At 33.5% G+C, this 17,249-nt stretch carries 8 protein-coding genes; all 8 read left to right on the top strand.

Going from position 1 to position 17,249, the window contains the following annotated elements:
• The first annotated feature begins 22 nt into the window (after nucleotides 1–22).
• The 8 genes from DK508_RS02940 to DK508_RS02905 all read left to right on the top strand — a co-directional run bounded on the left by DK508_RS02940 (nucleotide 23) and on the right by DK508_RS02905 (nucleotide 17,086).
• A complete protein-coding gene (locus tag DK508_RS02940; protein WP_235016259.1) occupies nucleotides 23–862 on the top strand; it encodes an SMP-30/gluconolactonase/LRE family protein in 840 nt (279 codons plus the stop codon).
• Nucleotides 863–887: 25 nt separating this feature from the next.
• Entirely contained in the window at nucleotides 888–1,766 is an 879-nt protein-coding gene (locus tag DK508_RS02935; RefSeq protein ID WP_109299261.1) for an N-acetylglucosamine kinase, read from the top strand.
• Entirely contained in the window at nucleotides 1,767–4,100 is a 2,334-nt protein-coding gene (locus DK508_RS02930; protein WP_109299260.1) for a family 20 glycosylhydrolase, read from the top strand.
• Between the two features lie 11 nt (nucleotides 4,101–4,111).
• Nucleotides 4,112–6,028, top strand: a complete 1,917-nt coding sequence (acs, locus tag DK508_RS02925; protein WP_109299259.1) for an acetate--CoA ligase — start codon at nucleotides 4,112–4,114, stop codon at nucleotides 6,026–6,028.
• A 145-nt stretch (nucleotides 6,029–6,173) separates the two neighbouring features.
• Nucleotides 6,174–7,772, top strand: a complete 1,599-nt coding sequence (locus tag DK508_RS02920; protein ID WP_109299258.1) for a carbohydrate-binding protein — start codon at nucleotides 6,174–6,176, stop codon at nucleotides 7,770–7,772.
• Between the two features lie 302 nt (nucleotides 7,773–8,074).
• Nucleotides 8,075–12,652, top strand: a complete 4,578-nt coding sequence (locus DK508_RS21320; RefSeq protein WP_200831834.1) for an Ig-like domain-containing protein — start codon at nucleotides 8,075–8,077, stop codon at nucleotides 12,650–12,652.
• Between the two features lie 109 nt (nucleotides 12,653–12,761).
• Nucleotides 12,762–16,142 carry a VCBS repeat-containing protein gene (locus DK508_RS02910; protein ID WP_160114541.1) on the top strand — a complete coding sequence of 1,127 codons (3,381 nt, stop codon included), beginning with the start codon at nucleotides 12,762–12,764 and terminating at the stop codon, nucleotides 16,140–16,142.
• Nucleotides 16,143–16,387: 245 nt separating this feature from the next.
• Nucleotides 16,388–17,086, top strand: a complete 699-nt coding sequence (locus DK508_RS02905; RefSeq protein WP_109299255.1) for a 4'-phosphopantetheinyl transferase superfamily protein — start codon at nucleotides 16,388–16,390, stop codon at nucleotides 17,084–17,086.
• Nucleotides 17,087–17,249 lie beyond the last annotated feature (163 nt).

The raw sequence follows: 17,249 nt of genomic DNA, 5'->3' as shown, positions 1-17,249 counted from the left end.
GAATACTCTTAAATATTTTATTTTGTCAATACTTGTAGCACAATTCTTCATTTCGTGTTCTCTAAATGTAGATAGTAAAGATTTTACAGAAGAGGATCAGTTTACCGAAGGTATAGAAGGGCCAGCAACAGATAGTGAAGGCAATATTTATGCGGTAAATTTCCAGAGGCAAGGAACTATTGGTAAAATAACAAAAAATGGTAATGCTTCGATTTTTGTAGAGTTACCTAATGGTAGTATTGGTAATGGAATTAGATATAGAGGTACAGATCATATATATGTAGCCGACTATACTAATCATAATATTTTAAAAATTAACCTTGTTACTAAAGGGATAAAAGTTCTTGCCAATCAGCCTTTGGCTAATCAACCCAATGATTTAACAATTGCTCCAAATGGCACGATCTACGCAAGTGATCCAAATTGGAGTAATGAGACTGGTAATTTATGGAAAATTACCAAAGAGAAAGGGTTTGAGCTTTTAGAAAAAAATATGGGTACAACAAACGGAATAGAAGTAAGTCCAGATGGAAAAAAACTATATGTAAATGAATCTATACAACGAAATATATGGGTATATGATATTGATAAGGATAATAATCTAAGCAATAAGAAACTCCTTACCAGATTTAAAGATTTTGGTATGGATGGAATGCGCTGTACCTCTAAAGGTAATTTATATGTATGTCGATACGGAAAAGGTAGTGTAGTGGTTTTAACTCCAAATGGAAAAATTGTAAAAGAGTTTTTTCTAAAGGGGAAAAAACCAACCAATATAACTTTTAGTAACGATTATGAAATAGCCTATGTAACTCTTGCAGATAGAGGTTGTATAGAGAAGTTTAAAACACTTCAATATTAAGTTTTTAATTTTAAAAAAGGATCTAATGATATTAGTAGCAGATAGTGGTTCTACCAAGTGTGATTGGGTAATTATTGATAATACCGGAAAACGCATTGTAACCTATGCAACCGAAGGAGTAAACCCTCTGATATTGTCTCAATCCGATATTATGAATACGATTAACAAATCATCAGAGATTGTATATCTGAAGAGTTTGGTTTCTGAAATCTATTTTTATGGAGCGGGATGTGGCACAGAAAAAGCAAATAACAAGATAAAAACATGTTTGTTATCTGTTTTTAAAAACGCCGAATTAATTGATATACATGAGGATATAATTGCAGCCGTACATGCCACTACAAAACAACCTGGGGTGATAGCTATTTTAGGTACAGGTTCTAATTGCTGTTATTTTGATGGAATCGAAGTGATACAAAAAGTACCTTCGTTAGGTTATATTCTCGCAGACGATGCAAGCGGTAATTATTTTGGTAAAGAGCTACTTAAGAGTTTCTATTTACATCAAATGCCTAAAGACATTGAAGTAGATTTCAAAAATACTTTTGATTCGGATCTTAACATACTTTTTCAAAAATTATATAATTCGCAATACCCTAATCGATATTTAGCATCTTATGCTGGTTTTCTTTTTAAACATATCCAACATCCATTTATTAAAAAAATATTGGATAAAGGAATTCGCTTATTTATAGAAAACTATTTGATGTTATATGCTAAAGAATTGGCCAATGCTCCTGTTCATTTTGTGGGGTCTATTGCATATTATTCTCAGGATACTATCAATCACCAGCTACATGAAAAAGGTTTTCATGCCAAGAGTTTTATAAAAAAACCAATAGATAAACTCATTACCGCTATAATTTCTAACACAACTTCTACTGCTTTAAAAAAGATATCATAAATGAAAAGAATAATAACAATGCTTGGCTTCATAACCCTTTTTGGATCTTGTACCACATCTTCGACAAATGAGATTATAACAACCACAGATGTAGCAATTATCCCAAAACCTAATTCAATTACAAAAAGTGAAGGTATTTTCGAATTAAGAAATACAACTTCGTTTAAGTTTAATGATGTTTCCATTCAGCCAGTTGTAGATCTTTTTGTAGAAAAAATAAAGTATCTAACAGGTGTTTCAGTTCAAATTAATAAGGAGAAGGAAGAAGAAAGTAATATCCGTCTTGTAATAAATAAAGAGTTGGATATTAATGAAGAAGGATATCTATTTTATGTTAAAAATGAACATATAGTTATCGAGGCAAAATCGGCAAAAGGAATTTTCTATGGATTGCAATCTTTTGTTCAATTACTCCCTATAATTTCAGAAGAAAAAAAGTCTGAAGAATTGATCATTCATATTCCAAAAGTTGAAATCAAGGATGAACCTGCATTTGCGTGGCGTGGAACCATGTTAGATGTTTCCAGGCACTTTTTTTCCGTAGATTTTATAAAGAAACAATTAGATGTTCTTGCATCATTTAAAATAAATAAATTTCATTGGCATCTTACCGATGATCAAGGTTGGCGAATAGAAATCAAAAAATACCCGAAACTTACTCAAATTGGAGCTAAAAGAGGTGATAATAGTAACACTATGTATCATGGGTTTTATACACAAGAAGAAATTAAGGAGGTTGTAGCATACGCAAAAGAAAGGTTTATAGATGTTATACCAGAATTTGATATTCCTGGTCATGCATCAGCGATTTTAGCGTCATATCCTGATATGGCTTGCGTAAAGGGGCCTTTTGAAATCAGAAAAATTTGGGGGATTGATTATAATATTCTTTGCGCCGGAAAAGAAAATGTATATGTGTTTGTTGAAGACGTAATTAATGAAATGACAAAATTATTCCCGTACGAATATTTTCATGTTGGAGGAGATGAGGTACCAAAGAAACATTGGAAAGATTGTGAGTTATGCCAAAAAAAGATAAAGAAAGAAGGCCTTAAAAATGAAGAAGGACTACAAAGTTATTTTATGGCTAGAGTAGAAGAGATGCTTCAAAAAAGAAACAAGAAGATGATTGGATGGGATGAAATTCTAGAAGGAGGAATTACAGCAACCACTAATATTATGTCTTGGCAAGGAGAAGAAGGGGGTATAGAGGCGGCAAATAAAGGGCATGATGTGATTATGACACCTTTGGATTACACGTATTTAAATTTTTATCAAGGGGATCATATTGCAGAGCCAATGGCGTTTGGAGGATATACACTGTTAGAAAAGGTATATAATTATATACCTGTACCTAAAGCTATAGATAAAGATAAACGACATCATATTCTTGGATTACAAGGTAATTTTTGGGCAGAGCATGGCAATAGTGATTCTATAGCCGAATATCAGTTGTATCCAAGGATTTTGGCAATTGCCGAAGTAGGTTGGACAACTAATAAAAATTACAAAAACTTTCTTAAACGATTAGAAAAAACATATCCTCTATTGGATCAATATACTATTAATTATCATATACCATTGCCAGAAGGACCTATTTCTAATCGAATTGTTTTTAATGATAAAAAAACTTTAGAGTTTGAAACTACCCATCCTGTAGAGATGGTATATACAGTTGATGGGTCAGAACCTAATCAAAATAGCGAATTGTATAAAAAACCACTGACTTTTGATGAAACAACAATTCTAAAAATAGCTTCTGTTTTACCTCATGGTAAGATGAGTATGACTAGAGAATTATTACTTAAAAAGGAAGACCTAATACCTTCGGTGTCTCAATTCAAAAAATTATCCAAAGGCCTACAAGTAAAAACTATTATGGGGCATTTTGTTGATGTTAATACTATTAATGATACGCTAACTACAACCTATGAAACCATAAAGGAAATTAAGGATGTTAATGATACTTATGATTGGGGGCATGCTATTAAGGAAGAAAATTTCAAAGCAGTATTTATAGAAGGATATATTGATATTTTGGAAGATGGGGTTTATTTCTTTTCTAGTACTCAAGATCAAGTATGGATTGCAGATCAATTGGTTATAGATTATAAAAAAACAATAAAAAAACATCCGGAGACTAGTTCTATTGCTTTAAAAAAAGGGAAACATAAGCTTAAAATTGTATATCTAAACAATATAATAGATGGCTGGGCTTCCGATTGGAATACAGTCGAAATAAAATATAAGAAAGAAAAAGACACCGTATTTAATACCGTAGGTAAGGATATGATCTATTATCAAAATTCAGAAACAGATCTTTCTCTAAAATAATCCGCAAAAGCATGGAAACAGATCAAAAAAATGAATTAAAAATGATTTCTTCATATGAAGATTATCATACAAAATATGAACAAAGTGTAAAAGACCCAGAATCTTTTTGGTCAGAAATAGCAAATACTTTTGTTTGGCATCAAAAATGGGATAAAGTATTAGCATATGATTGGGAAATTCCAACAACAAAATGGTTTACGAATGCTAAACTTAATATTACCGAAAATTGCCTAGATAGACACTTAGAGTTTAGAGCCGATCAAACAGCAATTATTTGGGAGCCGAATGATCCCAGTCAACCTTCAAAGAAATATACGTACCGAGAATTGCATGCAAAGGTTTGTCAATTTGCCAATGTACTTAAAAATAAAGGTATTCAAAAAGGAGATCGAGTATGTATATATATGCCAATGGTGGTTGAACTTACGGTTGCAATGTTGGCCTGTGCCCGGATAGGGGCTGTTCATTCTATTGTATTTGCTGGATTTTCTTCTGAAGCACTGGCAACCAGAATAAATGACTCTTCCTGTAAAATGTTGATAACGGCAGATGGAGCATATAGAGGAACCAAAAACATCCCTTTAAAAAACATTGTCGATGAAGCATTAAAAAGATGCCCTATCATCGAATCTACAATCATTCTTAAAAATACGGCTCAAGATATTCACTGGGTACCTGGCAGAGATTCTTGGTGGCATCTTGAGTCAATGGATGTTTCTAATTATTGTGAAGCAGAAATTATGGACGCCGAGGATCCTTTGTTTATTTTGTATACTTCTGGATCTACAGGAAAACCCAAAGGTATGGTGCATACTATTGCGGGTTATATGGTATATACATCTTTCTCTTTTTTGAATGTATTTCAGTATCAACAAGGTGATATCTATTGGTGTACTGCCGATATAGGGTGGATCACAGGGCATAGTTATATCGTATATGGGCCATTGGCAGTTGGGGCTACATCAGTCATTTTTGAAGGGATACCGAATTATCCAGGGTATGATCGATTTTGGCAGGTGTGCGAAAAACATCAAGTATCACATTTTTACACAGCACCAACAGCTATTAGAGCTTTAAAAAAACATCCTTCATCACTGGTTGAAAAATATGATCTCTCTTGTCTTAAAGTGTTAGGAACCGTTGGAGAGCCTATTAATGTTGAAGCATGGCAATGGTACAATGATATAGTAGGAAACAATAATTGCCCCATTGTAGATACATGGTGGCAGACAGAAACAGGTGGGATTATGATTTCCTCATTAGCAGGAGTTACACCGCAAAAATCAACATTTGCAACATTACCCTTACCAGGAATACAACCAACATTACTCACTCCTAAAGGAACAGAATTATCTGAAAAAGAAGCAGAAGGAATCCTTGCAATAAAGTTCCCCTGGCCCGGAATGGCACGAACAATTTATGGTGATCACAACCGATATAAAAAGGTTTATTTTTCGGCTTATCCGGGCTATTACTTTCCAGGGGATGGTGCATTAAGGGATATAGACGGAAATTATAGGATTACGGGGCGTGTAGATGATGTAATTATTGTATCAGGTCATAATTTGGGTACTGCTCCTATAGAAAATGCTATTAATCAGCACCCTTTGGTGGTAGAGAGCGCTTTGGTGAGTTATCCTCATGAGATTAAAGGTAATGCACTATATGCATACGTTATCACTTATGATAAAGATGAGAAAGAAGAAAATTTACACAAAGAAATAAAAGAAATAGTTTCTCGTTTGGTTGGACCAATAGCAAAACCTGATAAGATTCAAATCGTAACAGGGCTTCCTAAAACACGAAGTGGTAAAATCATGCGAAGAATACTAAGAAAAATAGCAAATAACGATATAGCAAGCATAGGAGATACATCTACACTACTAAATCCAGATGTAGTAAATGATATTATCAAAAATAAGAAATAGAACTATATGCGATAGAACACATGATACATCTCCATGAATTCAAAAATATAAACTCAACATATACTGTACATAAAAAATAATATGAATAGAAACTATACTATCAATGATAGTTAACATAATTATTAACCTTTAACACAAACATTTTATGAACTTTTTTAAAAATCTTATTTTCGGAATAGCCATTTTACCAATGCTATTTTCATCATGCTCGAACGAAAGCTTTATAGAAAGTGAAAACTTAGGCGAAATCGAATTAAATGCAACCAAATCTTCGATTAGTGAACCAATAATATTAGGATATTTCCCTTCCTGGTCAGAGAGTTGGACATCTGGAGATAACGGATCTAAGTTAAGAGATATTCCTGAACATGTAACTCATGTATTCTTAGCTTTTGCCAGACCTAACCTTAGATACCAAAAAGGATCTTTGGATATTACCAATACAGGGATTCAAACACCATATGGCGGAGCAACTCTAAAAGGATCTGTGGCGGCCTTAAAATCTAAGGGTACTAAAGTAATATTATCGATAGGTGGAGAAACTTACTGGGGTTCGGATGCTGCTTATGATATCAATTATCAACAAATAAAGGATTTGGTAGATGATATGGGGTTTGAAGGAATTGATTGGGATTTTGAACCCAATGGTAGTTTTGCAACTATAGGTGATCCCATTAATGTTCAGAGATTTATTGATTTTTTTAATAACTCCCGAGCTATTATGCCTAAAGGACAATATCTTCTTGCCTGTGCACCTGCAGGAGTTGGTGCTTTGGGAGGTGTAAATAATGATGATCCTTCATCTCCTTTTGCACACAGTAATCGAAATACTTTATCAGGAGAATCTGATGCGAACTTGTACAATGCAACTACACCAAATCAAGCTATTAGTTTATTTGGATTTGCGACTACGGGTCATATGATACCAGTTATGGAAGCTGTTGGAGATAAAATAGATTTAATCGCATACCAAGGTTATAATACAGGTGCCGCTACGAACAGAAAAATCATGTATGATGCATACAAACATTATGCAGGAAAATATGGTTTCTCAATTGCAGCAGGAACACATTATCCTAACGAACCTTGGGGACCGTACTACACTTATACTTATGATAGCATGGCAGATCTTTCTGCTCATATTGCTTCCAATAACACGAACAATGATGGGATTATGATTTGGCAAATGTTATTAAGTGGAGGTTCATCTTCGGCTTATGGATATCTACATATTGCTAGCCAGGTGCTTAATGGGATATCTACATCTCAAGCGATTGCAAACGCAGAGAATTACCCAGAATCTCCCTACACCGGTGGTGGTGATGGCGGCGGTGATGGCGGTGGTAATGGTACTGGTTGTGATAATGCCGCACAGTGGAGCAGTGCAACTGTATATAATGGCGGTCAAGAAGCTATAGAACAAAATAAATTGTATAGAGCAAAATGGTGGACACAAGGAAACAATCCAAGTTCAAGTACAGGTAACGGACAACCATGGGAATTTGTAAGCAATTGTAGTGGCGGCGATGGCGGCGGTGATGGTGGCGGAGACGGCGATGGAGATGGAGGAGGAACAGGTAGCTGTACTTCTAGTCAATGGAATTCTTCTACGGCTTATACTGGAGGTGTAGAAACTGTATATCAAAATGCTTTGTATAGAGCAAAATGGTGGACACAAGGAGATATACCATCTGCAAATACAGGTGATGGTAAACCATGGGAGTTTATACAGAATTGTAATTAATTCTTTTATTTCATAGACTATTTAATTAGTCACCCTTTTTAGTTAAACAATTGTTTTAAGTAGAAACTCCGAAATGTGCTTGGTTAGTATTGAGTTTATTTTCGGAGTTTTTTTAAGGATGATATAATTCTAGTTCATATGTCAAGTATTGCAATTTTATTGAATACTATTATTCAAACTGGATATAATCTAATATCGATAGATCACATCTACAATCTGATCTATTAAGTTTTTTCTCAGTTGTAAAGGAGCAATTCTAAGAATTCAAAACATTAAAAAAACGTAAATCAAACTTTCTAATCATGAAAAATAATTGTCATTATTTATTCAAAAACTCATGCATGCCTATAGTGTTGTTAATGCTAATGGTTATGTTTAGTATTAATACTAGCTATGCAGACATTATAAAGCGTAGTAAGGTTAATAATGAGATCAATAAAATTATAGAAAAAGCCTTACCTGATGCAGAATATATATTAATTCAAAATAACTGTGAGAATACTCAATTATGGTCATCAACTAATACATATACTCAAGGAAACGAAGTACAACTTAATGATAATAAATATATTGCTAATTGGTGGACGCAAGATAATCCTGAAACTAATAATGGCCCTTCGGGAAGTGGCCAACCATGGACTTTAATAGGACCATGTGGAGGGCTAAATCAGTCACCAACTGTTAGTATCACTCTTCCTACTAATGGTACTGTTTTTGACCAAGGTGATGTTGTAGCTATAGCTGCAAATGCCTCAGATCCTGATGGATCTATTACTCAAGTAGAATTCTTCTCGGGCACAACAAGTCTTGGGATTGATACATCAAGCCCTTATAGCTTAAACTGGACCAATGCTGCTGCGGGTAATTATAATATAACTGTTAGCGCAAGGGATAATAACGGCGCAACAACTACTTCATCTGCTGTGACAATTACGGTAAACCCTGTAGGACCACAGTCCCCAGTTGTAGGTATTACTTCTCCTTCTAATAATACAAATTTTACAGTTGGAAATAGTATAAATATTACAGCCAATGCTTCAGATGCAGATGGCTCTGTGAGCTTGGTAGAATTCTTTCAAGGTACTACAAAACTCGGTGAAGATACATCTGCTCCTTATTCTTTTACTTGGTCTGGAGTTGCTGAAGGAAACTATGCATTAACTGCTATTGCAACAGATAATGATAATAACACAACAACTTCTTCTTCTGTTAATATAAGGGTTAGGCCTGCTGGCGGATCAGACGGAGAATTACCCGATAGAGTAATTGTAGGATATTGGCATAATTTTGATAACGGTTCTGGTTTCATACGTCCCGAAAATGTGTCATCTAAATTTGATGTAGTTAATATTTCTTTTGCAGAACCTGTTTCTGGTAGTACTTCTCTTATCGATTTTACACCTGATCCGGCAAATATTTCTGATGCAGATTTTAGAAATGGTATTCAAATATTGCAAAGTAGAGGTCAAGAAGTAGTGATTTCGATTGGAGGAGCAAATGGGTTGGTGCAGTTAAATACAATAGCCGAAAGAGATGAATTTGTTAGTTCAATGATTTCTATTATCGAAAATTATGGTTTTGACGGAATGGATATAGATTTTGAAGGACAATCATTATCGCTTAATTTTGGGGATGACGATTTTCGTAACCCGACTACACCTCGTATTGTAAATCTCATTGATGCAATTAATACAATAACGGATCATTTTGGAAACAAATTCGTTCTTACTATGGCGCCCGAAACGTTTTTTGTTCAATTGGGATATAGTTTTTATGGAGGTATTTCTTCTGGAGCCGATAGAAGAGCAGGAGCTTACCTTCCAGTTATTCATGCATTAAGAGATAAACTAACCTTCTTGCAAGTGCAATATTACAATTCTGGATCTATCACAGCTTTGGATGATCAGTTCTATGCTATGGGTAATGCAGATTTTTATGTGTCATTAGTGGATATGCTTTTAAAAGGATTTCCAATAACAAGAGATACTTCTAAGTTTTTTCCCGCCCTTAGACAAGATCAGGTTTTGATCGGTCTTCCAGCTAATGCTAATGCAGGTGGTGGATTTGCTCCGCCAGCCGAAGTACACAAAGCGTTGGATTATTTGATTAAAGGGATTTCTTTTGGAGGTAATTATACGCTTACACAAACGTATCCCAATCTTAGAGGATTAATGACCTGGTCTGTAAACTGGGATGCTTTTAATAATTTTGAATTTTCTAATGAACATAGAGCTTATCTAGATGCTTTGGATAATAGTAATCCACAACCTACAGTAAATATAACCGCTCCAGTAAATAATGCTGATTTTGCAATAGGAGATACTGTAACGATAAGTGCAAATGCTTCTGATAATGGTAGTGTTACTCAAGTAGAGTTTTTTGTTGATGGAACAAGTGTAGGTATCGATACAACAAACCCATACAGTACTACATGGAGTACAAGCACTGTAGGGACATATAATATAACGGCAACGGTTACAGATAATTTAGGTGCAATTGTAACATCAAATTCTGTATCTGTTGATATTATAGATACTTCTAATGATCCTCCTGTAGTTGCTATATCTTCCCCTTTGGCCGGAACAACTTTTGATGAGGGAACAATTGTTTCTATTACGGCAAACGCATCTGATACCAATGGAACGATAACTTCTGTAGAATTTTTTGTAGATAACGTGAGTGTAGGTACTGATACTACGAGCCCGTACAATGCAACATGGAGTAATGTAACATCCGGGACTCATAATTTAACAGCCATTGCTACAGATAATCAAGATGCAATAGGCAATTCTTTACCTATTGAAATTACAGTAGATCCAATTTCTGGTGGAGGGTGTGCAGGTATACCTATATGGTCATCATCAAATACCTATACCCAAGGAGATGAAGTGCAACTTAACAGTAAAAAGTACCTTGCGAATTGGTGGACTCAAAACAATCCAGAAACAAGTAATGGTCCCACAGGAAGCGGACAGCCATGGACATTGTTAGGATCTTGTTCTGGAGGGACTAATCAATCCCCTAACGTTAGCATAACGTCTCCATCTACTGGCAGTGAATTTGAAGAAAATACCACAATTGAATTAACTGCAAATGCCACAGATGATGGAAGTGTTACTCAGGTAGAATTTTTTAATGGAAATTCAAGTTTAGGAATTGATACAACAAGTCCATTTAGTATTAATTGGGATAATGCTGTTGTAGGGGAGTATACTATAACTGCCATTGCAACAGATAACGATGGTGTTAGTACAACTTCTAGTGCTATAAATGTTTCAATCATTGCTGTGTCAAATTCATTATCTGTAAGCATAACATCACCGAACGCAGGAACGGTATTTACACAAGGAAATGCAATTTCAATAACTGCTAATGCGTCCACTACTAATGGTAGCATTGCTCTAGTAGAATTTTTTGATGGCACAACTAAATTAGGAGAGGATACTACAGCTCCATATGGTATTTCCTGGTCATCAGGAAACTTAGGAAATCATTCTTTAACAGCTAAGGCTACTAATACTAATAATGATACAACTACTTCTACTGCCGTAAATATTTCTATTACCGATGGTACACCTCCGCCGCCAACAGATCTTGCAAAACATATTATGGTAGGATACTGGCATAATTTTAATAATGGTTCTGCTGTATTGAATTTGGGAGATGTATCTACTGATTGGGATGTAGTAAATATAGCATTTGCTGAGCCTGCTACTTTTGGACAGGCGGATATGGCCTTTACGCCAAGCAATGATGTTACCACAGAAGCACAATTTCGTCAAGATGTCACTTTATTACAAAGTAGAGGGCAAAAAGTGCTTATTTCGATAGGAGGAGCTAATGGAAGAATTGAACTTCTTACGCCACAAGATGCTCAAACGTTTGCAAGTGCGATGATCGCTATTATTGAGGATTATGGTTTTGATGGTATGGATATCGACCTTGAAGGTACGTCACTTGGATTATCTACAGGTGATACTGATTTTAGAAACCCAACATCTCCTAAAATCACTAATTTCATTGCTGGTACTCAAGCTGTATTAAATCATTTTGGGCCAGATTTTATACTAACCGCTGCGCCAGAAACTGCATTTGTACAGGGAGGAAATAGCACATATGCAGGCTCATTTGGAGCATATTTACCTGTAATTTATAATTTTAGAAATAGATTAGATTATATACATGTACAGGATTACAACTCTGGATGTATGTTAGGTTTGGATGGTGTATGCTATTCTCAAGGTAATGCCGATTTTCATGTCGCTATGACCGAAATGTTGTTACAAGGATTTCCGGTAGCGGGCCATACGGTAAACTTCCCAGCTTTACGACCTGATCAGGTGGCTTTTGGTATACCAGCATCTCCACAAGCAGCAGGTGGTGGATATACTGCACCAGCCGAGGTGAAAAAAGCATTGGATTATCTCATTAAAGGAATTTCATTTGGTGGTAGATATACCTTAGTTAATCCTAGTGGATATCCTGAAATGAGGGGGTTAATGACCTGGTCAATTAACTGGGATGAGTTTTTTAATAAAGAATTCTCATTAAATTATAGACCCTATTTTGATGCTATTTTAGGACGTACTTCTATTAAAGGAAGTGGGTTGCTATCTGATACAGCAATGGCCATAGATGCCTATCCTAATCCTGTAACTACAATGGCTAATTTTAGGCTTAATTTACAAGAAAAGAGCAATGTTGATTTGTTATTGTATAACCTCTTAGGTAATAGGGTTCAAGTATTAAATAACAATAAATATTTAAAAAAGGGAATTCATGATTACCAATTAGATATGAGTAGCTTTCCTAATGGGATTTACTTTCTCCAATTAAGAGTAGATAGTACAACTCAAACTCTGAAATTGCTTAAGAACTAATAAAATATTAAGCACTGTATAAAGAGGTTGTTAAAATATATTTTAAACAACCTCTTTATTTTTATCTATGGATGTTTTAAAAGAAAATAATCAAATAAAGTATAAAACTATGACCGCGAATAAGGTAAATAGAACTCAACGTCACTTACTCTTAAATAGTAGAATTTTGGTATTGTTTTTTTTGATGTCATTTTCATTTTCGTGCACAGATAAAGAAGAAATAAAGCCTTATCCAGCAACTTTATTCGAAAAAATAGAAAGTAAATATTCTAATATTACTTTTAAAAATAATATTTACGAAGATGAATTCATGAACGCGTTCATATATGAATATTATTATAATGGAGGAGGAGTTGCAATTGGCGATATTAATAATGATGGATTGGATGATGTTTATTTCACTTCTAATTTTGAAGAAAATCACTTATACCTTAATAAAGGGAATTTAAGGTTTCAAAATATTACAAAAATAGCTAATACTAAAGGAGGAAAAGGGTGGACCACAGGGACGAATATGATAGATATTAATAATGACAATTTATTAGATATCTATGTATGTAAATCCGGACCGTTTAGAGGATCTCAAATGTTAGAAAATGAACTTTATATCAATAAAGGACTGGATCAAAACGGAATTCCAATTTTTGAAGAATCTGCAAAAAAATATGGAATCAATGATTCGGGCTACTCAATTCAATCAGTTTTTTTTGATTATGATAAAGATGGTGATTTAGATATGTATTTAATGAACCATAATCCCGAAACATTAAAACCTGGTACACTGACCAAAGGGAGATTAAAACAATCGCAAATTGGAGATAAGTTTTATGTCAATGAAAATGGTAGATATATAGATAAAACAAGCGAAACTGGTATTTATTCTAATGAAATATCTTATGGTTTAGGATTAGGGGTTAGTGATTTTAATCTTGATGGATGGCCAGATATTTATGTGTCTAATGATTATGAAGAACATGATTATATGTATATCAATAAACAAGACGGAACCTTTAAAGAAGTAATAAAAACTGCCACAAAACATATTTCTAATTTTTCTATGGGCAATGATATTGCAGATGTGGATAATGATGGCTTTGCAGATATATTAACCTTAGACATGGTTTCTGAACATAATTATGGAATTAAAACCAGTATGCCATCTATGAATCCCGAAAAATTTAATCAAGGTGTAAAAGAAGGGAGACATTTTCAATATATGTATAATACCTTTCAAAAACATACGACCCATATTGATTCTTTAGGAATTCCACATTATACCGAGGTAGGTCAAATTATGGGGATTTCAAATACAGATTGGAGTTGGGCTCCTTTATTGGCTGATTTTGATAATGATGGAAGAAAAGATATTTTTATTACAAATGGTATAAAAAGAGATTTTAGAAATAAAGATTTTCATAATAAAATTCAAACTTTTATAAGAGAGAACGCGGATGCTTTTACAAACCCTAAAAAAATAAAACATTTAATTTCTCAAACACCCAATAGACCTCATAAGAACTATTTTTTTAAAAACTCTGGAAATTTAGAATTTACTAATACATCAGATACATGGGTAAATAATACAATAAAAGGCTATTCTAACGGAGCTGCATATTCAGATTTGGATAATGACGGTGATTTGGATTTGATCATTAATAATGTTGATCAAGAGGCAACAATATTGCGAAATAATACGAATACAATTAGTAAGAATAATTTCATAACTATAGATTTTATTGGAGATCAATACAACAAAAAAGGAATTGGCGCCAAAATAATAGTATACAGTAATAAAAGAGAGCAAGTTTATGAGAATTACTGTGTAAGAGGATATCAGTCTTCGGTACCTCCCAAAATTAATGTAGGATTAGGAAAAGATGAGCATATAGATTCATTAAAAGTTTTTTGGCCAGACGGTAAAGTTCAAAAAACCAAAATAACTGCACTAAATAGAAAATATACCATAAACTATTTTGAGGACCCAGATAGAGTTGAAGAAGGTTCTTTTAAAGGCTCAAATACTTTTTTTACAGCTGCTAATTTATTCCCCGATATAACCCATGTAGAAAATAAATATGACGATTATCAACATCAAATCCTGTTACCTCATAAACTCTCACAATTTGGACCGGCCATTGCAGTAGGAGATGTTAATAATGATAAAATTGACGATGTGTTTGTTGGGCAAAGTACAGGAACTTCTTCGGCCTTATTAATTCAGAAAAATAATGGAGAGTTTATAATGCATCATGTTTTTAATGAAGATAGAAAATACGAAGATATTGATGCCAAGTTTTTGGATTATGACCTTGACGGTGATCTTGATCTTTATGTGGCAAGTGGAGGAAATGAGTTTATAGATAATGCATTTGAGTACCAAGATCGTTTATATGAAAATCGATCAGGTAAATTTATAAAGAGAACAGATTTGCTCCCATCTTCTATCCATAGTAGTAGTTCAAAAATTAGTATTGCAGATTTTAATAAAGATGGATATCCTGATATTTTTATTGGCGGAAGACACAAACCACATCAATACCCCGAACCTACGAGTAGTTATCTTTTAATGAATGTTAATGGAAAGTTTGAAAATGTAACTTCGCAATACATACCAGAGTTAAATGATATAGGAATGGTGACTGATGCAGTATGGTCTGATTATAATAATGATGGAGCAATAGATCTAATTATTGTTGGAGAGTGGATGTCGCCAACAATTTTTAAAAATACAACACACGGTTTTGAAATAGTAAAATCTAATCTTCTAAACAGTCTTTCGGGTTGGTATTTTAGTATTAAATCGCAAGATCTAGATAATGATGGTGATCCTGATTATGTGTTAGGTAATCTAGGTACAAATTATAAATATAAAGCATCAAAAAAAGAACCTCTCACACTATATTATGATGATTTTGATGCCAATGGAAAACAGGATATCATATTAGGGTATTATAATTTTGGCGCACTATATCCGGTTAGAGGAAAACAATGCTCTTCGCAGCAAATCCCTTCTTTATCAAAAAAAATACCAACCTATCATCAGTTCGGTAATGCTACTGTATTAGATATTTACGGGAAAGAAAATTTAGAATCTGCATATACATTATTGAGTTATAATTTTGAAAGTGGGATTCTTGAAAATAAAGGTTCTGGCGATTTTGAATTTATACCATTTCCAAAAATGACCCAAATCTCTTCGATAAATGATATATTAATTAAGGATGTAAATAACGATAATAAGAGTGATATTATAATAGCGGGTAATTTATATACTTCTGAAATTGAAACACCACGCAATGATGCGGGATTTGGTATGGTAATGCTTAATAATGGTGATTTACATTTTAGTAGCGTTCCTGCCCATAAAAGTGGATTGTTTATCCCTTATGATAGTAAATCTTTAGAGTGGATTACAGTAAAAGAAAATACTTTTTTAATTTCAGGAAATAATAACAATATCATTTCTACCTATAAACTAATAGAGGAATAAAGGAATTAAGTATAAAAAGAGTTTGTTTTTTTTGATTAACGAAATTTCAAGATGATGCGTTACGGAATTATTAGAAAATACAATAGCCAATTTTTAGACTCAATTTACAAGGAAAGAGAAGTTTTGATTTATTATTGTATCGCCTGATTGAAATTTGACATTTGAAACGAATTGCTTTTAGCGTTTTTATATATAATTGTTTAATTGAATTGTAAAACATTAATTTAGCATAAAAACCAAAATAAATGATTGATATTTTTTATTCTGAGTTTAATGAACCTCTTTCTAATGAATATTGGTCAGTTTATTTGAATATGCTCACTGATGATTTAAGAAAAAAAGCACTAAGTTATAATAGATGGCAAGATCGTCATGCTTACGTTTTTGGGAAGTTGTTACTGCTCCAAGGTCTTTCCATGCATGGATTTGATAAAGATGTTTTTTCCCAAATAAAATATACAAAATATGGCAAACCTTTTTTAGAAGGAAATATTAACTTCAATATATCGCACAGTGCTAAAAGGGTAGTTTGTGCCGTGGGAGAAAATGTACAGCTAGGGATTGATGTAGAGGCTATAGAAAATGTTAATTTTAATGATTTTGAGAATGTAATGACTGATTCGCAGTGGCAATTCATACATAATTCTTATAATCCTTTGAAATCTTTTTTTTCTTTATGGACTATGAAAGAAAGTGTTATTAAAGCAGATGGTAGAGGCCTTTCAATTCCTCTTTTAGAAATTCACATAGATAATAATATTGTGAGATATGAACGTAAAACGTGGCACCTTAAAGAGTTGTATTTTGATAATAATACTTGTTCCTGTTTAGCAACTAACTTGCCAAATAGCCCTGTACGATTTACAAAAGTTAATTTTGCTTTTGGAATAGAAAAGATACAGACATCGTTGGGATATAAATCTAGTAAAATGAATATCCGTTAGTTTGTTGTTTTTTTCTTGATATGAATATCTTAATTGTTCATACAAAGGGTAAAATAGTTTTTTCAAATCCTTTTAGAATAGTTAAAAAACAGTTAAAACAATGTTCGCTAATGTTTTGAAAACCCGCAAGAATAATTGTTTTTATAATGATAGTTTGTTGAAA

The organism is Aquimarina sp. AU474 (genome assembly GCF_900312815.1).
In the GTDB taxonomy this organism is placed as follows: domain Bacteria; phylum Bacteroidota; class Bacteroidia; order Flavobacteriales; family Flavobacteriaceae; genus Aquimarina.
Note: the sequence above shows the minus strand (reverse complement) of the source record. Positions and strands in the feature narration are given on the sequence as shown.